This is a genomic window from Flavobacterium sp. LB2P53 (assembly GCF_003970305.1).
In the GTDB taxonomy this organism is placed as follows: Bacteria; Bacteroidota; Bacteroidia; order Flavobacteriales; family Flavobacteriaceae; genus Flavobacterium.
Window position 1 is genome coordinate 294,367 of sequence record NZ_RYDG01000001.1, and the last position, 24,829, is coordinate 319,195.

Sequence of the window (24,829 nt, forward strand, 5' to 3'; positions counted from 1 at the left end):
TGTACGTATTAAACGGTGATAAATGAGGTCGAAAAATCCTGTTGCGCAATCAAATCGTAATGCAATATAGCAACTTTATTTTTTTCAATAACTGCTTGTGTAATGCTCAACGTTTTCATTTCGTCATTTCTATTGATAACCAAACCATTTTCATCATTTCCTTCTTCGGTGTAGCGATGAAAATCGTGCATTTTTGATTCGGAAATTTCAGGATTCTCCTTCATAAAAGTGTAAAACCACTGCAAACGCTGTTCACGCATGGCTAATGAATATAACGTTGATGAAGACCAAATATGATTTTTACGTATGTCTAAAGATATTGTTTCTTTCTTTTTTCCGTTCCAGCGCAATTGAAAAAGAGCGTTGTTTTGAAATAAAACTAATGTAAAAGGTTCAATGTTTTCCAAATCAATTTCGCTCCAGAAATCCTTTGGCGATAAGCTACTGATCATCTCTAAAACAATCAAGCCACGGCTTTTTCGATATGGGAGCTGTACTTCATGCTTTTCATCCGCACCGTTTAAAAGTACCAAAATTACTCCGTCAGCATTAGCCACAAACCACGTTCCTCCTGCTTTTGGATCCTTTGGGAAAATAATATTTTTCCCGTTTACGGTATAACTTTTTGGAGGTATTGCACTGGGTCTTACTGTTTTTTCATCCCGATTGGAGGTAATGATAATTGTATCATTCGTTGCTACAAAACTTACTGTGCACATTGATTTCTATATTCGATGGTAGATCGGGCAACTCCAAAATTAGGGTCAATGATTACTGTTTCACATTGTAAAATAGCTACTTTTATAAGTGCCTGATGGTGAATGCAATGTTCTAGATTATACAGTAATTCTCTGAAATAATTACTCTCAATTCGGATTTCCTCTCCATCAATAACTTGCAACAACTCGATATTTTTGTTTTTCTTGTTTAAATTTTGTTGAATCAAGACGATGTTTTCAATAGCAAAAGTCGTATCCGTTTGAATACGGGAATTTCGTTCTCTTTTGTCATAATTCACAATGCCTGAATCATATTGATTTTCTAAGCACTGAAACATTTCAAGAATATGTCTGGTATGCTCCCCAATAGTTGCATTACTTAATTCCGCACAAGAATTTGAATATTCTTTTTGCGACAATTGATTCAGCAAATCAATCAGCTCGTTTAAACTATTATTAATAGAAGGTAGTAGCATATTTACGTTTTAATTCAACAAATTCATCACTTTAGTTCTGTCATTAATAATTAAAGTAGCGCAACAAAGAAAGGCAATTAGAGCCAAAATAAAAAGTGTCCCACCATCATTTTTAACTTCAAGCCTAAGCACAAACAGATGGGCAAAAACCGCACCAACCATAATTCCGCAACCCAATACAGCGTCAAACAAGAAAGTTCTTGGTATTAAGATCAAAATTACCACAATCAACTCGGCAATTCCAGTGCCAATTCGTCCATAAGGTTCTACCCCATAGTAGAAAAAACAGAAACCGATTCTTCACTCCCCGTAAATTTGAAGTACAGCGTTTGGACTAAAATTACTGCTGTCGTAAATCTCAGCAATCAGAAAAACAGAGATAAGTAATAACCATGGTATAATGTCGTATTTTAAAATCAGGATAAAATTATGTAACAATCTGATTTAAAGTTGTTTTACTTAAAGTTAATTCTTTTGACTTTACGACTTTTAAACTTTCGACTTACTTAGTTTCATGATTTCTATTTTTTTAATTCACTATTTTATTCCAATTTACATCGGCCTTCATCATCAATCCAGATTCATTCTTGTTCCAGCTTTTCAATGTATTATTAAAAAAAGCATTGTAAAACAAATACAACTTCCCATTCTTTATTTTGAAAGTCTCCGGATTTATAGACACTTTTTCATTAGAATCTCCCATCGCAAAAGCACACCAACCTCCGTACTGCGGTTCAAATTTTGAAGAATTCTTTAAGAAATAGTCTTTATTTACTGGCATCGAAAAATAATAAACCACGCCTTCATGCAATGCTGTTATTTTTTTTTTGCCTTTCACTGCTTTTCCTTGTTTGAAATAAGCCACAGGATCATATCCTTGAATAGCCACATTTTTTTCAAGATTAAAATGATCCATTCGTTTGCTGTCGTTTTGTGCAAAGCCAGAAAAAGCAAACAAAACGGTTAGAACAAACAGTACCTTTTTCATGATTATTTACTTAACGATTTTGCAACGGCTATCAACAAATCATTTGAAATTCTGTTTTTGAAATTTGGAGTGATGTACTCAAATTCAATTTCCGCATTTACATTTAAAATAAACACCGCCGGAACAGGCAAAAAAGAGCTATTTACTCCTTCAGAATCTTTATTGAGAATGGCTTTATAATTTTCTGGTGCTTGAAAAGCAATCCCAACCGCCTTCGACAATTCACCTGCACTGTCTGACAATAACAAATAATTTAACTTTTCTTTATCATCTGTACCTTTCAAGCTTTTTGGAGCATCGGGACTTATTGCGATAATTTGATATCCTAAATCCAACAATTCTTTTTCGGCTTCGGCCAAAGCGGCTAAATGAGCATTACAATACGGGCACCAACCACCACGGTAAAAAACTAAAACCGTTCTTTTCTTACTGATTAATTCCGTTACATTAACATCCTTATTTTCTACAGATTTCAAAGTAAAAGTAGGAATTTTTTCTCCAATAAGCAATGGAGCGATTTCTGTGGCTAATTTTGGTAAATTATTTTGAGCGTAAGCGGATAATCCAATTGCAAATAAGGCCAGACAAATTATTTTTTTCATAGTGTTACATTTTTAAGTTGTAAAACTACTGTACTATTTCGAACTGATTTGTCGGCTATGTTACAGTTCCACTAAATTAATTATAACGCACTGATGTCCGTTATAATAATTTCTCTCCTGCTGTAAACAATAGTACCATTCGTTTCCATTTCATTCAGTAATTGTGTAGTTGTTTGCCTCGAAGTGCATATAATTTGGGCAATATCATTTTGGGTCAGGTAATTTTCAATAACTACTTTATCACCTATTTTTTTTCCTTCTTTCTCTGCCCAATCTTTCAGGAACTGAAACAATCTGGTTCTGGCGTCTTTAGAAATCAAATTAGAATAACTGTTCTTAATGCGTTTCATCTTTAATCCTACAAACTTGGTGTAAGACAACGCCAGACTTGGATTTTGCAATAATAAATTTTCAAAATCCGACATTAGAAAACTACAGATAGCCACATCATCCGAAAGTACTTTTGCATATTCATTAGAGTGGCTGTCGGCTTCCAAAGCCAGTTCTCCAAATAAATCTCCTTTTTGAATAATATCCTTAATTGTTTCATTGCCGTCTTCATCAACTGCCACAATTTTTATATTCCCTTTTTTTAGCAGAAAAATTCTTGGCAAATCCGAAGAAGAAAAATAAATAATTTCGCCTTTCTGTGCTTTTTTAAAACCGGTGATGATACACAATTCCCTGATTTGTCCAAAACTCAACGTCCGGAATAATTTATGATCGCGCAAATACCAATATTTTAAATCTTCGTACATAAAAAAAAATTTCCGTAAATGTATTGAAAAAATGATTTGAAAAATAAAACCCTTTCAAATCATAACTTGAAAGGGTTTGTAAAATAGTATGCAATATAATTATGAAACTAATGTTCTTGAAATTACAATTCGTTGTATTTCAGAAGTTCCTTCGTAAATTTGAGTAATTTTAGCATCCCGCATCATTCGCTCCACATGATATTCAGCTACATATCCATTTCCGCCGTGAATTTGAATAGCTTCAATTGTAGTATCCATTGCCGTTTGAGAAGCAAATAACTTAGCCATAGCACCCGATTGCGTAATATCTTTCCCTTCGTCTTTTTCAGAAGCTGCTTTTAGAACTAGCATTTTTGCCGCCATAATTTGAGTAGCCATATCCGCTAATTTGAAAGCGATCGCTTGATGTTTGAAAATTTCCTTTCCAAAAGATTTTCTCACTTGAGAATATTTCAATGCTAATTCGTACGCTCCGGTTGCAATCCCTAATGCTTGGGAAGCAATCCCTATTCGTCCTCCGTTTAAAACTGCCATAGCAAAATTAAACCCAAAACCATCTTCTCCAATTCGGTTTTCTTTCGGAACTTTCACATCAGAGAACATCAAAGAATGCGTATCTGAACCACGAATTCCCATTTTCTTTTCTTTAGGTCCAATATCAAAACCCGCCCAACCTTTCTCTACGATAAAAGCATTGATTCCTTTATGTCCTTTTTCAATATCTGTTTGAGCAATTACAATATAGGTTGACGCTGAAGAACCATTGGTTATCCAGTTTTTAGTCCCATTCAACAAATAATGATCCCCTTTATCAAGAGCTGTTGTTTTTTGAGATGTGGCATCTGAACCCGCTTCTGGTTCTGACAAACAAAATGCTCCAATTACTTCCCCTTTTGCAAGCGGAACCAAATATTTCATTTTTTGTTCTTCATTGCAATATTTTTCAAGACCAGCACAAACTAATGAATTATTCACAGACATAATTACTGCCGCAGAAGCGTCAACTTTTGAAATTTCGGTCATAGCCAAAACATACGAAATACTATCTAAACCGGATCCACCATATTTAGGATCCACCATCATTCCCATGAAACCCAAATCAGCCATCATTTTCACCTGTTCAGTAGGAAACTTTGAATGTTCGTCTCTTTCTATAACTCCGGCTAACAGTTCTGCATTTGCAAAATCGCGTGCCGCTTGCTGAATCATTAAATGCTCTTCGGTTAGATTAAAATCCATATTTTTATTGTAAATTAAATGTTCTTAAATTTGTCGTCAAAAGTAATTATTAAATATTAGATTTCAAACGATTTCGTAAATTTAGCCAATGTTTAAAGAAAAGTATACAATTATAGGAGTCATGTCCGGAACTTCACTGGATGGTGTAGATTTGGCATATATTGTCTTTACTGTCAAAAATAATGAATGGGACTTTCAAATCCTGGAATCCGAGACGGTTCCGTATAGCATTGATTGGTTAAACAAATTGAAAATAGCTGTCGGTTTTTCTGAAACTGCTCTCGAAAAATTAAACCAAGATTACACGCAACTTCTGGCTGCTATCATTTCTGATTTCATCGAAAAACATGAAATAAAAAATCTCGATGCCGTTTGTTCCCACGGCCATACTATTTTGCACCAACCCCAAAACGGATTCACACTTCAAATTGGAAATTTGCCGGAAATTGCCCCTTTAATTAGCCAAACGGTTGTTTGTGATTTCAGAATTCAGGATGTGCAATTGGGAGGTCAAGGTGCCCCTTTGGTTCCTATTGGCGACCGCATTTTATTTTCTGAATACGAGTATTGCATGAATTTAGGCGGTTTTTCGAATGTGTCGTTTGAACAAAACAACAAAAGAATTGCCTTTGATATTTCACCGGTAAACACTGTTTTGAATTTTTATGCCAATCAACTGGGATTAGATTATGATGACAAAGGCAGTATTTCGAAAACAGGAATTTGCAACAAAGATTTAGTACAGGAATTAAATGCGTTGGATTTTTACCAAAAGAAACATCCTAAATCGTTGGGTTTTGAATTTGTAAAAGAAACCGTTTTACCTATTATAGAAAGCTATTCCATTCCCATAAAAGACAAATTACACACGTTCACGGAACACGTGGCGCTGCAAATTGCGGTGGCTTTACCCAATAAAAAAGGAAGCCTTTTCATAACTGGCGGTGGCGCTTACAATGATTTTCTGATGGAACGCATTCAATGTCATTTACCGGAAATGAAAATTATTATTCCATCAACTAAAATTCTGGAATTTAAAGAAGCGTTGATTTTTGCATTACTCGGCGTTTTAAAATTACGAGGCGAAATAAATGTATTGAGCAGCGTTACAGGTGCAAAATCAGATCACAGTTCGGGAATTATTTATTCTCCAAAATAAAACTAAAAATACAGATTTCACATTATTCTATTTTTTATATTTGCCAAAATTAAATATATCGCAACAAATGAAAGATTTATTAAAGAAATTCGAAAATAAAGAACCTGAAATAGTTTTCCATTGGAAAGATGCTGAAACTGAAGCTGAAGGATGGACAGTCATCAATTCGCTACGTGGTGGCGCTGCCGGTGGCGGTACTCGTATGAGAAAAGGGTTAGATATGAATGAAGTGTTGTCTCTGGCAAAAACCATGGAAGTGAAATTTTCGGTTTCCGGGCCAGCTATTGGCGGCGCTAAATCTGGAATTAATTTTGACCCGAATGATCCAAGAAAAAAAGGCGTTTTACAACGCTGGTATAAAGCCGTTTCTCCATTATTGAAAAGCTATTACGGAACCGGTGGCGATTTGAATGTGGATGAAATTCATGAAGTAATTCCCATGACGGAAGAATGTGGCGTTTGGCATCCTCAAGAAGGCGTTTTCAACGGTCACTTCAAACCGACAGAAGCAGATAAAATCAACAGAATTGGACAATTGCGTCAGGGTGTGGTGAAAGTGATTGAAAATCCAAAATTCTCACCAGATGTTTCCAGAAAATATACTATTGCTGATATGATTACAGGTTATGGCGTTGCCGAAGCCGTTCGTAATTATTACACGATTTATGGTGGCGATGTAAAAGGAAAGAAAGCTATCGTACAAGGTTTTGGAAATGTCGGTTCAGCTGCCGCATTTTACTTAGCCGAAATGGGTGCTAAAGTAATTGGTATTATCGACAGAGATGGTGGATTAATAAAGGAAGAAGGATTCACTTTTGAAGAAATTAGAGCTTTATTTTTGGCCAAAGACGGAAACAAACTGGTGGCCGAAAACATGATTCCTTTTGAAGAAATCAATCAAAAAATATGGACAATCGGTGCTGAAATATTCACTCCATGTGCCGCCTCGCGATTAGTCACTCAATCTCAAATTGACAGCTTAATTGCAAATGGGCTTGAAGTAATTTCATGTGGTGCAAATGTTCCCTTTGCTGACACAGCAATATTTTTCGGTCCAATTATGGAAGATGTAGATCATAAAGTGAGTTTGATTCCTGATTTTATTTCTAATTGTGGTATGGCTCGTGTTTTTGCTTATTTCATGGAAAAGAAAGTACAAATGACGGATGAAGCTATTTTTCAAGACACTTCAGAAATTATTAAAAAAGCGATTGAAAAAGCGCATAATTTGAATCCAAGTAGAACAAATATTAGCGCCACTGCTTTTGAAATAGCATTGAAGCAGCTTACTTAAAATACAATCGTATTCTTTAACCCGTTGGGTGTAATTCAATTTGTTTAATTTTTTAACCACATAGAAACATAGATTTTTACTTTATGGAAGGCGTTTCACTTTTTAGTAAAAACCATGGCTAGGTGAACTCAAGAATTGGGCTATATGACTCTTTTTTTCTATGTTTCTATGTGGTTCGATTTTTTTAAAATTAATTTGAATTTTTATTAATATTACCCAACTCATTATTCTTTAATCTCGGAACTGATATTAAGAAGATTTTATAATATATTTAATCCCTTTTCTTATTTTTAGTTTTAAGCGAAGCAATCCTAATTTATATTCCGGCAGTAGCTTTTTACTCTTAACAATTTTTAGTACTTTTCAACGTTTTTTAGTAATACACTTTTTTAAATTTAAAACACAAATGAGTTTCACCATTTTATCAGATCAAAAGAAATCGTTAGCACTATCCATTCTTTTGTATGCGACAATGTTGTTAATTTTATTTTTTATCCGTTTCTGGCCTCCTGCAAACATGGATGAACTTGCTGGTGGCGGTGGTGGCGGTGGCGTTACAGTAAATTTTGGCGACAGCGATTTAGGTTCGGGTGCGAATTATAAAAGCGAAGTTTTGGAGGTAAAAAACCAAACCAGACAAACGCCTGCTAAATCAACTCCAGAGGAAGCTATTTTATCTCAGGAAAACAGCACTGAAGAAAGTGTTGTGATTCCGACAAAAGAAAAAACTAAAAAACCAACAGTAGTTATAAAAGAAGCAGCAAAACCAGTAGTTGTAAAACCTAAAGTTTCTAACAATACCAATAATGCTTTATCCAGTTTCATGAAAGGCTCCAATAAAGGCGGAGATGGCGATGACAAAGTAGCCGGAAACAAAGGAAAAGCAAACGGAAGCCTGAGTTCAAACGGTTATTATGGAACGGGTGGTTCTGGAGGAGGAACAGGCGGCGGAAACGGTACTGGAAGCGGAATAGGAACTGGCAGTGGCTATGGTTCCGGAAGCGGGGGTGGAACCGGAAGTGGCTCTGGCGGCGGAGTGGGATATTCGTTAGGAAACAGAAAAGCTGTTTCTAAACCCGCACCAAAATACACGTGTAATGAACAAGGCAAAGTTGTAGTTGAAGTATCTGTAGACAGATCCGGACGGACAGTAAATGCCGTTGCTGGTGTTAGAGGAACCACGAATACCGCAAAATGTTTATTAGACCAAGCACGAATTGCAGCAATGAGCACGAGATGGGATGCCAGCAGCGATGCCCCGGAAAAACAAGTCGGTAAAATTGTTTACAATTTCAATTTGAATTAGAGCAATTAGGAAGCGTATCTTTTTATCATTGCGAGGAATAAAGTAATGACAACTGCTTAACATCAGATACAACTTTGCGTAAGGGATAGTAGCAAGTACCGAAGTACTGCGGATAGCCCGACCGCAATAGAAAAAGGGGCTAATCAACACTATGCTGATTAGCCCCTTTTTCTATTACGGTCACGCCCAAATAATCCTGTAAATAAAATGACAGTATTACTTTGGACTGGTAGCAATCACAAACTTCAAATTGTTTTTGACTCCTATTTGCAGTACATCAACTAAGTCTTGCACTTGCAAATTGAATGGAATACGAACAATAACCGTTTGATCCTTCTCTAAATTCATCTTAGACATCAAGGTTGTTTCGAGTTCTTCAAAGGAAACCGCTTGCTTGTCTATGTAGAATTTTTTATCCTCAGTGACAGATAAACTAATGTATTGCTTATTTGTTTTCTCGTTCGCCTGAGCTTTTGGCAAGGTCATCTTGATCACATTAGGATTTGCCAAGGTTGATATAATCAAGAAAAACAACAACAGGAAAAACATAATATCACTTAATGACGATGTGGCTACCTCAGCATGAAATCTTCTTTTTCGTTTTATAGACATGTTACGATCTTTGAATAATATTTACAAACTCCAGGATTTGTTTTTGAATTTTTAAAGCAAAATTATCAATCTTGCCGTTTAATATATGATATCCGCTGTAGGCAATGATACCAACGATTAAGCCCGCACCACTACTGATCATTTTTTCATACAATCCCCCGGAAATATTACCGATACTAATATTTTCAGTAACTGAAATACTATAAAATATTTTAATTACTCCAGAAATAGTTCCAACAAACCCTAACGTAGGTGCGATTCCGGCTATAAGGCCTAAGTGACCTAACTGCTTTTCCATTTCTCCTATTTCGATATCTGCAGCACGATCCATATTAGATTCAATTTCAATAATTGGTCGCCCAATAACCAGAATTCCTTCTTTTATGATATTTCCTGAAGCCGAATTATTTCGTTCTGCAATAGATCGAGCTAAATCAAGATTCCCTGAATTAAGATTATCACGTACATCGCGCATCAAAAGAGTATCAATTTTTGATGCTTTATTGATATACAAATAGCGTTCTATAATAAGATAAAAAGTGTAAAATAATAGAATCCCGATTGGGATAAGCCACACGCCCCCTTTTAAAAGGAATCCTAAAGTGGATATTTCGGCATTTGGAGCAATTTTTTCGATAACTACGTTTGAAGCAGCGTTGGTAATCGTGTCGGCCTGTAATTGTATAAAACTAAACATATAATATTATTGTATTTTAATCATTAATTCTAAAAATTATTTCAATTTTGCACTAAAGATACTTTTCGATGTACTATTAAACTAAAAAAAACGAAAAATATTTCAAACAATTACTATTTTATTACAAAAATGAACTACCAGGAAACCACCAATTGGATGTTTAACCAGCTCCCGATGTACCAACTTCAGGGCGCTTCGGCGTACAAGAAAGATTTAACCAATGCGCATTTACTCACAGCACATCTTGACAATCCTCAAGAAAAAATAAAATGCATTCATGTTGCGGGAACTAATGGAAAAGGCTCTACTTCGCACATGTTGGCATCCATACTTCAAGAAGCTGGGTATAAAGTTGGCTTGTACACTTCCCCACATTTAAAGGATTTTAGGGAACGTATAAAAATTAGTGGAAAGGATATTTCCGAGGAATTTGTTACTAATTTCATCCATGAACACAAACATTTTTTTGAATCCAATGACATGAGTTTTTTTGAAATGACCGTTGGTTTAGCCTTCGATTATTTTGCCAAAGAAAAAGTAGACATCGCTGTTATAGAAGTGGGAATGGGCGGACGATTAGACGCTACCAATATTATCACTCCATTAGTTTCGGTGATTACCAATATAGGATTGGACCACACGCAATTTTTGGGCAACACACTTGGAGCTATTGCATTTGAAAAAGCGGGAATTATCAAACCCAACCTTCCCGTGATAATAGGAGAATACACTCCTGAAACCCGATCTGTTTTTTTGGCTAAAGCCAAAGAATGCAATTCGGAAATCTATTTTGTTGCTGATTTAATTTCAGAAACCTATCCCTCTGATTTAATTGGCGATTATCAAAGGCACAATAAAAAAACAGTATTAGAAACCATCACCGTTTTAAACAATCAGAACGAATTTAAAATCACTTCTGAAAATGTAAAATCCGGCTTATTGAATGTGGTGAAAAATACCGGACTGCAGGGAAGATGGCAACAATTAAGAGAATTCCCCAAAGTTATTTGCGATACTGCACATAACAAAAATGGACTGGAAATTGTGTTGAATCAAATCCAAAAACAAACTTTTGAAGCATTACATATTGTTTTGGGAGTTGTAAATGACAAAGATTTGAACGAAATCCTGCCTTTATTTCCTAAAAAAGCAATTTATTATTTCTGCAAACCCAATATTCCTCGTGGGCTGGATGTTCTAATTCTAAAACAAAAATCGGCTAGCTTTGACCTAAAAGGGGAAATATACAATTCTGTTTCAGAAGCTTATCATGCCGCACTGAAAAATTCCGGAGCAACTGATTTTATATACATTGGTGGAAGCACCTTTGTAGTAGCAGAAATTTTATAATTTTTTTGGTTTTTACTTGCAAATCTAGAAAAGTGGCGTATATTTGCACACGCAATAACGGAAACGAAAGTAACCAAATTGTTTAGGGCGATTAGCTCAGCTGGTTCAGAGCACCTCGTTTACACCGAGGGGGTCGGGGGTTCGAACCCCTCATCGCCCACAAAAACTCCATTATTTCTAATGGAGTTTTTTTATGTTTAATACTTAACGGAACACTTCGTTTATGATCAATATTAAAATTGTTGCGGATCAAATATCTTCTTTCTTTAGACTCCGTCCTCTGGGCGCATTACCCTCTTGAAGCACGATATCAGAATGTAAGAACTCTGCAGCTGTAGCTGAATCGTGCACTTTGATCCCACTGCGTTCTAACATTTCCGCTTCAAACTTCGTTAACACACTTTCCCTTATTCCAACTTTTCTCCATTGAGATAAAGGACCACATCCCTTTGAGATTCCGCGAGCCAGCGAAAGTGCATCTAGCAAGGCTTGATTTGCCCCCTGTCCTTTGAAGGGACTCATCGGGTGAGCCGCATCACCAATCAAAGTCACTGCCCCCCATTTCTCCATCATTTCTGACTGGAGTAATTCGCGGTCATACACAGGATAGCCAGAAATCTGTGCATCCAGGGTCGCCGCTAAAATCTGAGGAATGGGATCGTGCCACTGCGTTCTACGACACGCTTCTTCCTTGAGTGCTTGAGGTCCTTGAGCGCTTAATGTCTTAGCCTCTTGTTCTGGCATTGGGAAGCTAAGTTGCCACATCACTGAGTCTGACGTATAAGGCATGATGTAGATCCGCTCATTGCCATTGGCGGTTTGAAATACAGTTGCAGAGTCTAGTAAATGGCTTGTACGATCTTCGAGAGCACTTAAAGGACAAATTCCCAAAATAACAATGCAATCCAGATAACGTAATGGAGTAATATCCTCCCCAATCAGTAGCGTCCGTACCGAACTACGAATGCCATCGGCTCCAACCACAAGATCTGCTTTGTAGTTCTTTATTTTCCCGTCTATTTGAAAGCTTAAATCAACACCATCCTTACATGCTACAAACGCTACCAACTGATGCCCCCATTGTACTGCATCCTGTCCGCCGAGTTGCTCTAGTAAGGCTAAACGCATCGATTGTCGTGCAATATGTACATTGGAACGCTTGGGAGATGTTTTCGTATCTGACTGTATCCATTTTCTGACTCCCCATTCCCCAATCACTTTTCCTTCTGCAGTATGAACCAGATGTCTTGTTGAAATCACTCCTTCTTTTAAAGAAAAAATACCTAATCCCTCGATCGCTTTACTCCCTTGTTGCAAAGTAAGTCCGTAGCCCTGAGAGCGAGCATCGAAGTTGCTGTCGCGTTCAAATAGCGTAAAAGGAATCCCGCGGTGCAAACAAGCCACCGCTAGAGCTACTCCTCCTATACCACCACCGATAATAGCAACGTGTGGGAAGTTTTTTTTATCCGCAACCGGGTGACTATCCGAATGAACCAAACCGGATCCGTAACAGTTCAAACAGGAGTATAAGTGACCCTTGGGATACACTGGAGCCGCTCCTTCGCCTTTTGTTTTTTCAAATAGATCAAATGCTAGTTGATAGCGGAGTCGCGCTTTCTTGCTGATCCCACGACTTTTTTTGCCACGTCCCTGACATTCCGGACAAATAGCCCAGCATGCTACTTCACCTTCCTCTTTTTTCACTTCTTTTTTATTTCACTTGATGTTGACTCTTCGCTACACGAACACGAAGCTAATACTATTGCTGCTGGGCTTTTAAATACAGTCTAGATCCTGACTTTCATATAATTTAACATGAGAAATTTATATTTTTAGTTCTTACCGCTTGTGGTAGTTTTGCAACTTTAATACAAAAAGATAGCAATACAAAAGTACTTTTTCCAAATTAAACCAAAAAGGATTTCTCTGAGTCATTTTATTCAAATCCTACCTGAAATGATTCACAAACAAATCTGCAGGAACCCCAAAAATCAAAACCTTCAAGATCAAATGATTTTGAAGGTTTTTGATTTTTGGCATGAAGCGGGTGTGATTTTTTCACCTCCTAATCTTCTGTTCCCATTTCCAGGCACTTGCCATAGCTTGTTCCAGCGTGGATTGTGCTTTCCATCCCAAAATAGTATTGGCTTTATCTGTATTGGCGTAAGCTGAGGTAATGTCTCCTTCTCTGCGACCTACAATTTTATAAGGCAATTTTTTACCACTTACTTTTTCAAAAGTATGAATAACCTCTAATACTGAGCTGCCGGTTCCGGTTCCCAGATTAAAGGTTTCTACTTTAGCCGTATTTTTTTTGTTCAATAAGCGCTGTAGAGCAATTACGTGGGCTTTCGCCAAATCAACTACGTGAATGTAATCGCGTACTGCCGTTCCATCTGGAGTAGGGTAATCATCACCATAAACCGAAAGTTCTTTTCGCAATCCAAAACCGGTTTGCGTAATAAACGGCACTAAATTCTGAGGAACTCCAATAGGCAATTCTCCAATTTCAGTAGAAGGATGCGCCCCAATTGGATTAAAATAGCGTAATAATATAGCATTGATATTAGTAACTTTGGCAGTATCAGTAATGATTTCTTCTCCTATTTGTTTCGTGTTCCCATAAGGAGACATGGCGGTTTGAATAGATGCATTTTCCGTAATTGGCATGGTTTCGGCCTGACCATAAACCGTACAAGAAGAACTAAAAATGAAATTTGCTTCCGGTTTTAGCTGTAATTCCTGCAAAACATATACCAGTGTATTGATGTTATTTTCATAATACAACAACGGATTCTCAACACTTTCGCCCACTGCTTTTGAAGCTGCAAAATGAATGACCCCTGAAATATCAGGATGCCTTTTGAAAAAATTCTGCACTTTTTCTTTTTCGCGCAAATCTAATTTTTCAAAAGCCGGAACTTTCCCCGTAATATTCTGAATTCCGTCCAAAACACTCAAGGAAGTATTCGATAAATTATCAACAACGACAACTTCATATCCTTCGTTTTGCAATTCTACTACAGTATGAGATCCTATGAACCCTAACCCACCTGTGACTACTATTTTCATGATTTCTAATTTTGTACAGACGCAATAAACTGCATCTAATCGTTTATAAAAAAGACGCGATGAATCGCGTCTCTACAACAATATTATTTTAAATATTGTAAAACCGAATCCGTGATGAATTTAATTTGCTCGTCATCTAATTCGGTATGCATTGGCAACGAAAGCACTTCCCTGACTAGCTGATTGGTTACCGGAAAATCTTCTTCATTGTAACGGGAATCAGCGTAGGCTTTTTGTAAATGCAACGGAATTGGGTAATAAATAGCACAAGGAATTCCTTTTTCCAATAAATGCTGCATCAAGCCATTTCTGTCAGCATCAATGATTCGTAACGTGTACTGATGAAAAACGTGACAGTCACAAATTGAACAAATAGTTGGTGCAACGATATTTTTATGCCCTTCAAAAGCCGCAGAATATTTCCTGGCTGCATCTTGTCTGGCTCTTCCATACTCATCTAACAAAGGCAACTTTGCGTTCAAAACGGCCGCCTGAATACTGTCTAATCGAGAATTTACGCCTACTACATCATGGTGGTATCGCTCATACATTCCGTGATTTACAATTCCGCGAAGTTTGTGCGCCAAAGCATCATCATTGGTAAAAACAGCTCCGCCGTCTCCGTAACACCCAAGATTTTTTGAAGGAAAAAACGAAGTTGCTCCTACGTGTCCAATCGTTCCCGCTTTCTTTTTAGTGCCATCCGAAAATTTACAATTGGCACCAATCGCTTGCGCATTATCTTCGATAACGTATAAGTTATATTCTTTTGCAATCGCCATAATCGCTTCCATATTGGCGGCACGACCAAACAAATGTACCGGTACAATCGCTTTTGTTTTTGGCGTAATCGCTTTTTTGATTCCTTCGATAGAAATATTCATATTATATAGATCCACATCGACTAAAACCGGTATCAATTGCAACAAAGCAATTACTTCCACTGTGGCTGCAAAGGTAAAATCGGCAGTGATTACCTCATCGCCTGGTTTTAAATCCAGTCCCATCATGGCAATTTGCAACGCATCAGTTCCATTTGCACACGGAATTACGTGTTTTACATCCAGATATTCTTCTAATGATTTTTGAAATTGATGAACTTGAGGTCCATTAATATAAGTATTAGTATCTAAAACTTCCTGAATAGAAATGTTAACGGTATCTTTTATTTTTTCATATTGACTTTTTAAGTCAACCATTTGGATTTTTTTCATTACAATTTTTGTTTAATGTTCGAAAGAATACCATTTCTTAATACAGTAAATACTTTCTTAAAACGAAGAACAAAAATAGCTATTTATGAGTTGAAACCAATACAACCTACATTAAAAAAAGATATTATTCAAATGAACTAAAAATGACATTCCTAACAACCAAAATTTAAATATTGCTGTGGAAGAAATTAAAATAAAGAAACCGTATTTTAGCCCCAAAATTTTAATCATGCTTTTTCTCTATACTTTAGTGGTTCAATTTGCTGGTTTTTTATTAAAAATCACAGCACTTTTCAGTCCAAAAATGAAACTTTTTATGGATGGCAGGAAAGTAGTTTTCCCTATTTTGGAACAAAAAATAAAACCTACTGACAAAACAATTTGGTTTCATGCCGCTTCTTTGGGTGAATACGAGCAAGGTTTACCCGTGCTCGAAAAGATAAAAAAGCAGTTTCCTTCGCACAAAATCGTGCTTACTTTTTTCTCTCCTTCGGGTTATGAAGTCCGTAAAAACAATACAGTTGCTGATGTTACAGTTTATTTGCCTTTGGATACCAAGAAAAATGCACAACAATTTTTGAATCTCGTTCATCCGGATTTAGTGTTTTTCATCAAATACGAATATTGGCCCAATTATTTATTTGAACTCAAAAAATCAAATACTAAAACCTACCTGATTTCTGGAATTCTTAGAAAAAATCAACTGTTTTTCAAGTGGTACGGAGGCTTTTACAGAGAAGCGCTGGATGCCTTTACCTACTTTTTTGTTCAAAATGAAACTTCCAAAAAATTACTGCAGCAGTTAGGCAAAACAGACGTTGCTGTTTCTGGCGACACCCGATTTGATCGAGTGGCTACAATTTTAGAAAAAGACAATTCGTTGGATTTTATCTCTGATTTTAAAAACAACACACTCACTATTGTCGTGGGAAGTTCGTGGCCAAAAGATGAAGATTTAATAGTGAATTTTATAAATTCGAATACTTTCAATGTCAAATTTATTATTGCGCCACATAATATAAAGGAGGAACAAATTCAGAATTTAAAAAACAGCATTACCAAAAAAACTGTTTTATTCTCTGAAATGGAGACTGTAGGGACAAGTCGCGACTTGTCCCTACAGGATTTCGATGTTTTTATCATTGACACCATTGGTCTTTTGACAAAAATATACAGTTATGCGGATATTGCCTATGTGGGTGGCGGTTTTGGGAATCCCGGCGTTCATAATGTCTTAGAACCGGCAACTTTTGGTGTTCCAATCCTTATTGGCCCCAACTATTCGCATTTTGCAGAAGCAATTGCTTTGGTCAATATGGAAGCCTGTGTTGCCGTCAACAACCAAAAAGAATTGGACGAAGCCCTTGAAAACCTGATTCATAATGATGATATCCGACAGGAGAAAGGTCATATATCCAGCACTTTTGTACAAATGAATAAAGGCGCCACCACCATTATTTTAAACCATATTTTGAATGATTGAATTTAAACCTCTGGTTGCTACTGATATTGAAACCATTGTCTCGCTGATGCAGGAATTTTATGCCATAGATAATTATCCCATTTCTGTTGATGTGTCCAAAACTTTATTTCAAGAATTTATTTCCAATGAAAATTTAGGAAAAGCATGGCTCATTATATCCGTCAACGAAATTGTGGGCTATCTTATTCTAACCTTTGTTTTTAGTTTTGAACACCAAGGAAGAATTGCTTTTTTAGACGAATTGTATGTCACCGAAAAAGCACGTGGAAAAGGGATTGGTAACGAAGCCATTGCATTTATTACAACTGAAAGTCGTAAACTATCGTTACAGTTGCTTTATCTGGAAGTGGAACCGCACAATGAAAAAGCACAAAAAATGTATCTCGCCAGCGGTTTTGAATCGCACAACAGACAATTAATGAAGTACAAAATCATATAAAATTACACTCTAAATTTAATACTATGAAATTTTTAAAATTATTCTTAGTCCTATTTGTCATTCAGATGCAAGCCCAGCAAGGCGGCATGTGGATTCCTTCGTTGCTAAAAGGAATGAATGAAACTGAAATGAAAAATCTTGGCATGAAAATGTCCGTCAAAGACATTTATGATGTGAATCAATCCAGCATCAAGGATGCTGTACCTCATTTTAACGGTGGCTGTACCGCTGAAGTTATTTCTCCAAAAGGACTAATCCTGACCAATCATCATTGTGGATTTTCTCAAATTCAATCGCATTCTACCGTTGACCATGATTATCTGACAGATGGTTTTTGGGCATACAAAATGGAAGATGAATTACCAAATGAAGGTTTGACAGTTACTTTTATGGTAAAAATTGAGGATGTAACCACATCGATTCTGGAAGGTACTGCTTCCCTTAGTAGTGAAGCCGAAAAACAAAAGAAAATTCAAGAGAACATTACGGCATTGTCTAATTTGTTGCCAAAGGAAAATTGGCAGGAAAATAAAATTCGTACGTTTTACGAAGGCAATCAATACATGCTTTTTGTCACGGAAACCTTTACGGATGTGCGCTTGGTTGGCGCTCCACCTACTGCCATCGGAAAATTTGGTTCTGATACTGACAACTGGGTTTGGCCACGTCACACTGGTGATTTTTCTTTGTTTAGAATTTATGCCGATAAAAACAATCGTCCGGCTGCATATTCAAAAGACAACGTGCCTTACACCCCCAAACACTTCTTGCCTATTTCACTGGATGGCGTAGCTGAGGATGATTTTACATTGGTTTTTGGATACCCGGGCAAAACAAACGAATATTTACCCGCTGTTGCAATTGAGCAAATTATAACCGAACTGAATCCTGCAAAAATCGAAGTCAGAGACAAAGCCCTGAAAATAGCTGATAGTTTTATGCGAAAAGACAACGCCATCAAAATTCAGTACGCCTCAAAATATGCAAGTACTGCTAATTATTGGAAAAAATGGATTGGCGAGACACAAGGATTAAAAAAATCAAATGCAGTTACTGTAAAAAGAGAATCTGAGAAAACGTTTCAACAAAAAATAACAAAAGCAGGCAAAGAAAAAGAATATGGAACAGTATTGGCTGATTTTGACAAAAACTACACAGAAATAGCTCCTTATGCGCTAGCAAGAGACTATTTTACGGAAGTAGTTCTGCGCAATACGGAATTGCTCAGTACTGGATACAAGTTATACCTATTAGAACAAGTGTATAAAGCCAAAGGAGAACAATCTTTTACAGACCGAAAAAATAATTTAATACCCGGATTGGCTAATTTTTATAAAAACTTCAATTCAACTGTAGATCAAAAAGTTTTTGAACAATTGATCGAATTGTATGCGACAAAATCTCCAAAACAATTTTTACCGCAAAGTTTGGTCAACGTTAATGCAGGGAATTTGGCCTCGGAAATATATACTAAATCCAAACTTCAAAATTATGCCGGCCTAATAGAATTGCTGTCAGGTGACGCCGGAACTGTTTTAACAAATTTAAATAACGACCCCGGATTCCTGTTAGTTAAAGAAATAGCCGATAAATACGCTAAAGAAGTAGCTCCAAAATATGACGAAATCAACGTGAAGATTACAGCACTGCAACGTACTTACATGAAAGCGCTGTTAGAATTAAACACGGATAGCAGGATTTTTCCAGATGCCAACAGTACTTTGAGAATAACCTATGGAAAAGTAAAAGGATATGAGCCTAAAGATGCTACTGTATACACTCCAATAACCTATTTAGATGGTGTTATGGAAAAATACATCCCGGGAGATTATGAATTTGATGTTCCTGAAAAACTAGTGAACCTCTACAACACAAAAGATTATGGCCCGTACAGCGAAAATGGTAAAATGCCAGTTTGCTTTATTGGCACCAATCATACTACCGGGGGCAATTCAGGAAGCCCTGCGATTGATGCTTCCGGAAACTTAGTAGGACTTAATTTTGACCGGGTCTGGGAAGGAACAATGAGCGACCTCTATTACGACCCCAGTATCTGCAGAAATATCATGGTGGACATCCGCTATGTTTTGTTCATTATCGATAAATACGCAGGTGCAAAAAATTTAATCACCGAATTAAAATTAGTTCACCCCAAGAAAACCAACTCCTTGAAAAAGAAAAACTTAAAATAAAAACAGCAAAAAAAACGAGAGTATAGCACCAATATTAAACGTTTCTTAAATATTTACTTTGACTGGCACACTATTTGCTTTTTATCCTAGCGTGCATAAAAAATAATATTTTTTAAAAAAAAAATAAAAAAATATTTTACATATTAAAAAATTTATATCTTTGCCACGAATTAATAATTAACCTTTTATATTAAATTAAGATGAAAAAAGTATTTTTAAGTTTAGCTGCTGTTGCTGTTTTGACTGTTGTATCATGTAAAAAAGCTGACGCTCCTGCTGAAGACGCTGCTGCTGTTGTTGATTCTGCTGCTATGGTAGTTGATTCTGCTGCTGTTGTTGTTGACTCTGCTGCTGTTGTTGTTGATTCTGCTGCAACTGCTACTGAAGCTGCTGCTACTGAAGCTGCAAAAAAATAATTAGAACTCAAATTCTAAAAATTTTAAAGCCATCCGCTATGCGAGATGGCTTTTTTAATTTGCAAAACCTCCTCTTTCGAGAAACAGATTTTCAAAAGCAAAAAAGAGAGTCTCAGCAACTAGCCGAGATTCTCTTTTTTTATGTCTTTATTTAAAGATTCAATCGATAAAAACAAAATCATTTGCTGAAAAGTCTAATGTTTCGGATAGTGATCCATAGCGTACAATTTCGTCAATCCCTTTTTGCAAACGCAGCGAAGTGGTATATTTTCTGCTCGTGGCAAAATGATTACCACTTACTATCAATTTAAAGTAAAACTTCCCACCGGAAGACTTAAATTTTAAAAAGTCAGCAGTTTCAATTGCTGCTTTAAATTTTTCAATATCTTCTTCACACTCAAATTTCAGTTCATAACTCAAACTTGTAAAAACTATTTTCCCCTTTCTGGAAGTAAAAACAAATTTATATTCGTCATTATATCGTTTACTTATTACGAAAGCCCCCATAGTTTATTAAAATAACAAAAATTCAAATTATGAATCACGAAAAAGCAAGGAGTTGATATTGGCTCCAACAGATTTAGTTTTATTAAAAACCATAAAACAAAAAAAAACCGCTTCAGTTGAAGCGGTTTAGTACTCAGAGCGGGACTTGAACCCGCACGAACATTGCTGTTCACTGGATTTTAAGTCCAGCGTGTCTACCAATTTCACCATCCGAGCATTATGTGGTGTCGAGCGAAAAACGGGGCTCGAACCCGCGACCTCGACCTTGGCAAGGTCGCGCTCTACCAACTGAGCTATTTTCGCATTTTCAATTCTTAGAAAGAACCGCGATACTTGTTCTGTATTGCGGATGCAAATTTAAGACATTTATTGAATTACACAAGCCTTTTTTATGAAAAATTCACAGATTAAAGTTAACGTTCTGATAACCTAAACTTTAAAACAAATAAAATCATTTTCTAGTCAGCATTCTTTTAATTTCATTGAGTTTCATCAGCGCTTCCATAGGCGTAATGGTATTGATATCGAGATTTAGGATCTCTTCTTTAATTTCTTCCAATAAAGGATCATCCAGATTAAAGAAACTCATTTGCATTTGCTCCGCCTGTTCGCCTTTCAGGCTCGAGCCATCTTTTGCAGCTTTAATTCCGTTCAGTGCATCGCTGGAATGATTCTTTTCTAATTTTTTTAAAAGCTTCTGTGCTTTCAAAATAACGATTTGAGGCATTCCGGCCATTTTTGCCACATGTATTCCAAAACTATGGGCACTTCCTCCTTTTACCAATTTTCGAATAAAAAGCACGGTATCTTTCAATTCTTTGACAGCAACATTATAATTCTGAATTCTTGGCAGTGATTCACTCATTTCATTCAACTCGTGATAATGCGTTGCAAATAATGTTTTGGGTTTTGAAGGATGTTCGTGTAAGAACTCCGCAATTGCCCATGCGATTGAAATACCGTCATACGTACTCGTTCCTCTCCCAATTTCGTCCAAAAGGACTAAACTCCTATCCGAAATGTTATTCAAAATGGAAGCTGTTTCATTCATTTCGACCATAAAAGTAGATTCTCCCATCGAAATATTATCACTTGCTCCTACTCTAGTGAATATCTTATCGACAATTCCCATTCTCACGCTGTCTGCAGGGACAAAACTCCCCATTTGACATAAGAGTACAACCAAAGCGGTTTGACGTAAAATGGCTGACTTTCCAGACATATTTGGACCCGTAATCATAATCAGTTGCTGCGTTTCTCTATCCAAGAAAACATCATTAGCAATATAAGGCATGCCAAGTGGTAATTGTTTTTCGATAACAGGATGCCTTCCGTTTTTGATTTCCAGTTCGAATGTTTCGTCCAGTTCCGGACAAACATATTTATTTTCGATAGCCAATTGCGTAAAAGAACATAAACAATCCAGTTGCGCTACTAAATTAGCATTCATTTGAACGGGTTTTATATACGTGGCAATCCAACTCACCAATTGTTCAAATAATTCTACTTCTATCTTATGGATTTTCTCTTCGGCGCCGAGTATTTTAGTTTCGTATTCTTTTAATTCCTCGGTAATGTAGCGTTCCGCATTAACTAAGGTCTGTTTTCTAATCCATTCCGCAGGAACTTTATCCTTATGCAGGTTTCGTACTTCAATATAATAACCAAAAACGTTGTTAAAAGATATTTTCAACGAGGAAATTCCTGTCAACTGTGATTCGCGTTTTTCAATTCCGTCCAAAAATTCCTTTCCGGAAGTTGATATTGCACGCAACTCATCCAACTCTGCATTGACCCCTTTGGCAATCGCATTCCCTTTGGCAATAGCCACAGGAGCATCTTGATTGAGAATCGTTTTTATCTTTTCACGCAACAATTCACAGTTGTGCAAACTATCACCAATTACTTTTACAGCTTCCTGCGGGCTTTCCAGCGCCAAGGTTTTTATTGGAATAATCGCATCTAATGATTCTTTTAGATACACAACCTCGCGAGGCGAGACTTTTCCGGCGGCAATTTTCGAAATCAAACGTTCCAAATCAGAAATTTGCTTGATTTGATTTTGGATGTTTTTCAGGACGTCCTGATTGTCTTTTAAATACGAAACTACTTCATGCCTGCTTTTTATTTTAGCACTGTCTTTCAGTGGCAATGCCAACCAACGTTTCAACAAACGTCCCCCCATTGGTGAAAGCGTTTTATCAATAACATCGAGAAGCGTCACAGCGTTTGGGTTATAACTATGGTATAATTCCAGATTGCGAATCGTAAAACGATCCATCCAGACATAAGCATCTTCGGCAATGCGTTGAATCGAGGTGATATGCTGCACCCGATTGTGCTGCGTCTCGGATAAATAATATAAAATCGCTCCTGAAGCAATAATTCCTTCTTTCAGGTCTTCGATTCCAAATCCCTTCAAAGAAACCGTTTGAAAATGCTTGGTTAAGGTCTCGAATGCATAGTCTTCTTTGTAAATCCAATCCTCCAGATAAAAACTATGATAGTCGTCTCCGAAAATCTCCCGAAAATCATTTTTATTATTTTTTGGAATCAGAACCTCACTGGGATTAAAATTCTGTAAGAGTTTGTCAATATATTCCGCATTGCCTTGTGCCGTCAAAAATTCACCGGTAGACACATCCAGAAATGAAATCCCTATGGATTTATTGGCAAAAAAAACAGCTGCTAAAAAATTATTCGTTTTAGACTGTAAAACCTCATCATTCATGGAAACACCGGGAGTTACAAGTTCAGTCACGCCGCGTTTCACGATGGTTTTAGTCAGTTTTGGATCTTCGAGCTGATCACAAATTGCTACACGAAGTCCTGCTTTTACTAATTTTGGCAAATAGGTATTCAAGGAATGGTGCGGAAAACCGGCAAGAGCCGTCTCGGTTTCAGAGCCCGCTCCACGCTTGGTCAATACAATTCCTAATATTTTAGAGGCACGAACAGCATCCTCCCCAAATGTCTCATAAAAATCCCCAACACGAAACAACAAGCACGCATCCGGATACTTCCTTTTGATCTCGTTGTACTGTTTCATTAACGGAGTTTCTTTAACTTCTTTATCTTTAGATGCCAATTGTATTTGTGTTTAAAAATGAAAAAATATCAGCGAATTTATAGATTTTAAAGCAAATAAATAACCTCCTTAAAAAATTAACCTTTTTTTTAAGAAATATTTAAGGCCTAATTTATTTATTTTTTTTAGATTTGTGACTCTATTAAATTGAAACACACATGAAAAAAATAATTACCTTCGCTTTACTAGTGGTTTTAGGAGTAACGACTTCTAATGCACAAGAAACATCAAAAAAGATAAAAGCGACTAGCGCCACACTTGCCAAAGTAAATGGAGCAGGAATGGTTTTTGTAACTGAAACCATTGATTATGGTACTATAGCACACAACGCTGAGGGCCGCCGTGAATTTGTATTCACTAACAACGGTAACAAACCCTTAATCATAACTAATGCTCAAGGTTCTTGTGGTTGCACCGTGCCAACGTATCCAAAAGAGCCAATCGCCCCGGGTGCAAAAGGAGTTATTGGAGTAAAATATGATACTTCAAGAGCAGGTCAGGCATTTACAAAAACCGTTACGTTGACAACAAATGCTACTGTTCCTAATAAAACATTGACGATAAAAGGAAACGTTTTAGCAGCACAACCTGCAAAAAGCTAAAATTTTAACGAATACATAAAAAAGCTTCCATTCATTTCGGAAGCTTTTTTTTTGAATACTTTACACACATGAGAAAACTCGAAAATAGTGAACTGGATCGAAAATCCGTTGAGGGTTTTAAACAATCTGAAAAAACACCCCTTATTTTGGTATTAGATGACATTCGAAGCCTGCATAATATTGGCTCTGTTTTTAGAACTGCCGATGCCTTTTTAGTCGAGAAAATATTTTTATGTGGCATCACCGCCACACCGCCACACAAGGAAATCCATAAAACAGCCCTTGGTGCTACTGAAACAGTAACTTGGCAACATCAGGATAATGTTCTTGAAGTTATCGAAAAATTAAAAACAGAAGGCGTTATCACGCTAGCTATAGAACAAGTACAAAGTGCCGTTTTTCTTCAAAATTTTAAAGTTAAAAAAGGAGTGAAATATGCTTTGGTTTTTGGGAACGAAGTCTACGGAGTTTCACAGGAAGCGGTTGCATTATGCGATGGCTCCATCGAAATCCCACAACTAGGCACCAAACATTCTTTGAATATTTCCGTAAGTGCCGGCATTGTGGTTTGGGATTTATTTCAAAAAATGAATTGGCCAAAATAGAAAATTAGTAC

The 24,829-nt window shown here is 36.7% G+C and carries 25 protein-coding genes and 3 tRNA genes; 11 read left to right on the plus strand and 17 right to left on the minus strand.

The genetic code is table 11. The annotated features are described in order from the left end of the window. Nucleotides 1–8 precede the first annotated feature (8 nt). The 7 genes from EKL95_RS01370 to EKL95_RS01400 form a co-directional block, all read right to left on the minus strand. A complete protein-coding gene (locus EKL95_RS01370) occupies nucleotides 9–719 on the minus strand; it encodes an NRDE family protein (RefSeq protein ID WP_126563369.1) in 711 nt (236 codons plus the stop codon). After that, nucleotides 707–1,195 carry a DinB family protein gene (locus EKL95_RS01375; protein ID WP_126458714.1) on the minus strand — a complete coding sequence of 163 codons (489 nt, stop codon included), beginning with the start codon at nucleotides 1,193–1,195 and terminating at the stop codon, nucleotides 707–709. Before EKL95_RS01375 ends, EKL95_RS01370 begins: the two co-directional genes overlap by 13 nt. 9 nt (nucleotides 1,196–1,204) lie before the next feature. Beyond that, on the minus strand, nucleotides 1,205–1,411 hold the full coding sequence (locus tag EKL95_RS15105) for a hypothetical protein (protein ID WP_231507385.1): 207 nt from the start codon (nucleotides 1,409–1,411) through the stop codon (nucleotides 1,205–1,207). Nucleotides 1,412–1,724: 313 nt separating this feature from the next. Continuing rightward, nucleotides 1,725–2,183 carry a YHS domain-containing (seleno)protein gene (locus EKL95_RS01385; protein ID WP_126563370.1) on the minus strand — a complete coding sequence of 153 codons (459 nt, stop codon included), beginning with the start codon at nucleotides 2,181–2,183 and terminating at the stop codon, nucleotides 1,725–1,727. Between the two features lie 2 nt (nucleotides 2,184–2,185). Continuing rightward, the gene (locus EKL95_RS01390; protein ID WP_126563371.1) at nucleotides 2,186–2,785 is read right to left on the minus strand and encodes a peroxiredoxin-like family protein; all 600 of its coding nucleotides are present in this window, start codon (nucleotides 2,783–2,785) and stop codon (nucleotides 2,186–2,188) included. 80 nt (nucleotides 2,786–2,865) lie between these two features. Then, nucleotides 2,866–3,543 carry a Crp/Fnr family transcriptional regulator gene (locus EKL95_RS01395; RefSeq protein WP_126458705.1) on the minus strand — a complete coding sequence of 226 codons (678 nt, stop codon included), beginning with the start codon at nucleotides 3,541–3,543 and terminating at the stop codon, nucleotides 2,866–2,868. A 99-nt stretch (nucleotides 3,544–3,642) separates the two neighbouring features. After that, nucleotides 3,643–4,782 (minus strand): acyl-CoA dehydrogenase family protein, encoded by a 1,140-nt coding sequence (locus EKL95_RS01400; RefSeq protein ID WP_126458702.1) that lies wholly within the window; start codon nucleotides 4,780–4,782, stop codon nucleotides 3,643–3,645. Between the two features lie 88 nt (nucleotides 4,783–4,870). On the opposite strand from EKL95_RS01400, the gene EKL95_RS01405 reads away from it, so the two are divergent. The 3 genes from EKL95_RS01405 to EKL95_RS01415 all read left to right on the plus strand — a co-directional run bounded on the left by EKL95_RS01405 (nucleotide 4,871) and on the right by EKL95_RS01415 (nucleotide 8,541). Further along, entirely contained in the window at nucleotides 4,871–5,941 is a 1,071-nt protein-coding gene (locus tag EKL95_RS01405) for an anhydro-N-acetylmuramic acid kinase (protein ID WP_126458699.1), read from the plus strand. A 67-nt stretch (nucleotides 5,942–6,008) separates the two neighbouring features. Next, the gene (locus EKL95_RS01410) at nucleotides 6,009–7,235 is read left to right on the plus strand and encodes a Glu/Leu/Phe/Val dehydrogenase dimerization domain-containing protein (RefSeq protein WP_126451759.1); all 1,227 of its coding nucleotides are present in this window, start codon (nucleotides 6,009–6,011) and stop codon (nucleotides 7,233–7,235) included. A 406-nt stretch (nucleotides 7,236–7,641) separates the two neighbouring features. After that, nucleotides 7,642–8,541: an energy transducer TonB gene (locus EKL95_RS01415; protein WP_126458693.1), complete on the plus strand. Its 900-nt coding sequence runs from the start codon at nucleotides 7,642–7,644 to the stop codon at nucleotides 8,539–8,541. Between the two features lie 216 nt (nucleotides 8,542–8,757). Here EKL95_RS01415 and EKL95_RS01420 read toward each other — a convergent pair whose 3' ends face one another. After that, nucleotides 8,758–9,153 (minus strand): ExbD/TolR family protein, encoded by a 396-nt coding sequence (locus EKL95_RS01420; RefSeq protein WP_126458690.1) that lies wholly within the window; start codon nucleotides 9,151–9,153, stop codon nucleotides 8,758–8,760. A 1-nt stretch (nucleotide 9,154) separates the two neighbouring features. After that, nucleotides 9,155–9,850, minus strand: a complete 696-nt coding sequence (locus EKL95_RS01425) for a MotA/TolQ/ExbB proton channel family protein (RefSeq protein WP_126563372.1) — start codon at nucleotides 9,848–9,850, stop codon at nucleotides 9,155–9,157. A 129-nt stretch (nucleotides 9,851–9,979) separates the two neighbouring features. Between EKL95_RS01425 and EKL95_RS01430 the strand changes: the two genes are divergently transcribed. Both EKL95_RS01430 and EKL95_RS01435 read left to right on the plus strand, forming a co-directional pair. Next, entirely contained in the window at nucleotides 9,980–11,200 is a 1,221-nt protein-coding gene (locus EKL95_RS01430) for a bifunctional folylpolyglutamate synthase/dihydrofolate synthase (RefSeq protein WP_126563373.1), read from the plus strand. A gap of 85 nt (nucleotides 11,201–11,285) precedes the next feature. After that, a tRNA-Val gene (locus EKL95_RS01435) sits at nucleotides 11,286–11,360 on the plus strand. 89 nt (nucleotides 11,361–11,449) lie between these two features. Here the strand turns inward: EKL95_RS01435 and EKL95_RS01440 are convergent. The 4 genes from EKL95_RS01440 to EKL95_RS01450 all read right to left on the minus strand — a co-directional run bounded on the left by EKL95_RS01440 (nucleotide 11,450) and on the right by EKL95_RS01450 (nucleotide 15,486). Further along, nucleotides 11,450–12,904 (minus strand): FAD-dependent oxidoreductase, encoded by a 1,455-nt coding sequence (locus EKL95_RS01440; RefSeq protein WP_126563374.1) that lies wholly within the window; start codon nucleotides 12,902–12,904, stop codon nucleotides 11,450–11,452. Nucleotides 12,905–13,136: 232 nt separating this feature from the next. Next, nucleotides 13,137–13,262: a hypothetical protein gene (locus tag EKL95_RS15275; RefSeq protein ID WP_255416217.1), complete on the minus strand. Its 126-nt coding sequence runs from the start codon at nucleotides 13,260–13,262 to the stop codon at nucleotides 13,137–13,139. Then, nucleotides 13,259–14,272, minus strand: coding sequence for a UDP-glucose 4-epimerase GalE (gene galE / locus EKL95_RS01445; RefSeq protein ID WP_126563375.1), 1,014 nt, complete (start codon nucleotides 14,270–14,272; stop codon nucleotides 13,259–13,261). The genes EKL95_RS15275 and galE overlap by 4 nt, the downstream gene beginning before the upstream one ends. Nucleotides 14,273–14,355: 83 nt before the next feature. Beyond that, nucleotides 14,356–15,486, minus strand: coding sequence for a DegT/DnrJ/EryC1/StrS family aminotransferase (locus tag EKL95_RS01450; RefSeq protein WP_126451752.1), 1,131 nt, complete (start codon nucleotides 15,484–15,486; stop codon nucleotides 14,356–14,358). 229 nt (nucleotides 15,487–15,715) lie between these two features. Here EKL95_RS01450 and EKL95_RS01455 point away from each other — a divergent pair, with 229 nt between their 5' ends. From EKL95_RS01455 to EKL95_RS01470, 4 genes are all read left to right on the plus strand, one after another. Next, nucleotides 15,716–16,969: a 3-deoxy-D-manno-octulosonic acid transferase gene (locus tag EKL95_RS01455; RefSeq protein ID WP_126563376.1), complete on the plus strand. Its 1,254-nt coding sequence runs from the start codon at nucleotides 15,716–15,718 to the stop codon at nucleotides 16,967–16,969. Then, nucleotides 16,962–17,408: a GNAT family N-acetyltransferase gene (locus tag EKL95_RS01460; protein ID WP_126458669.1), complete on the plus strand. Its 447-nt coding sequence runs from the start codon at nucleotides 16,962–16,964 to the stop codon at nucleotides 17,406–17,408. Before EKL95_RS01455 ends, EKL95_RS01460 begins: the two co-directional genes overlap by 8 nt. A 23-nt stretch (nucleotides 17,409–17,431) precedes the next feature. Next, the gene (locus tag EKL95_RS01465; protein ID WP_126563377.1) at nucleotides 17,432–19,600 is read left to right on the plus strand and encodes a S46 family peptidase; all 2,169 of its coding nucleotides are present in this window, start codon (nucleotides 17,432–17,434) and stop codon (nucleotides 19,598–19,600) included. A gap of 200 nt (nucleotides 19,601–19,800) precedes the next feature. After that, nucleotides 19,801–20,016 carry a hypothetical protein gene (locus EKL95_RS01470; protein ID WP_126458662.1) on the plus strand — a complete coding sequence of 72 codons (216 nt, stop codon included), beginning with the start codon at nucleotides 19,801–19,803 and terminating at the stop codon, nucleotides 20,014–20,016. A gap of 159 nt (nucleotides 20,017–20,175) precedes the next feature. On the opposite strand, the gene EKL95_RS01475 is transcribed toward EKL95_RS01470, so the two are convergent. From EKL95_RS01475 to mutS, 4 genes are all read right to left on the minus strand, one after another. Then, the gene (locus EKL95_RS01475; protein WP_126563378.1) at nucleotides 20,176–20,523 is read right to left on the minus strand and encodes a DUF1508 domain-containing protein; all 348 of its coding nucleotides are present in this window, start codon (nucleotides 20,521–20,523) and stop codon (nucleotides 20,176–20,178) included. A 130-nt stretch (nucleotides 20,524–20,653) separates the two neighbouring features. Then, nucleotides 20,654–20,739: transfer RNA gene (locus tag EKL95_RS01480), tRNA-Leu, on the minus strand. Nucleotides 20,740–20,753: 14 nt separating this feature from the next. Then, nucleotides 20,754–20,826 (minus strand) — tRNA-Gly (locus tag EKL95_RS01485). A 148-nt stretch (nucleotides 20,827–20,974) separates the two neighbouring features. After that, complete coding sequence (gene mutS / locus EKL95_RS01490) at nucleotides 20,975–23,611, minus strand: DNA mismatch repair protein MutS (RefSeq protein WP_199736760.1); 2,637 nt, start codon at nucleotides 23,609–23,611, stop codon at nucleotides 20,975–20,977. 158 nt (nucleotides 23,612–23,769) lie between these two features. Here mutS and EKL95_RS01495 point away from each other — a divergent pair, with 158 nt between their 5' ends. Next, nucleotides 23,770–24,213, plus strand: a complete 444-nt coding sequence (locus EKL95_RS01495; RefSeq protein WP_126554861.1) for a DUF1573 domain-containing protein — start codon at nucleotides 23,770–23,772, stop codon at nucleotides 24,211–24,213. Nucleotides 24,214–24,281: 68 nt separating this feature from the next. Further along, entirely contained in the window at nucleotides 24,282–24,818 is a 537-nt protein-coding gene (locus EKL95_RS01500) for an RNA methyltransferase (RefSeq protein ID WP_126451746.1), read from the plus strand. The last annotated feature ends 11 nt before the right edge of the window (nucleotides 24,819–24,829 follow it).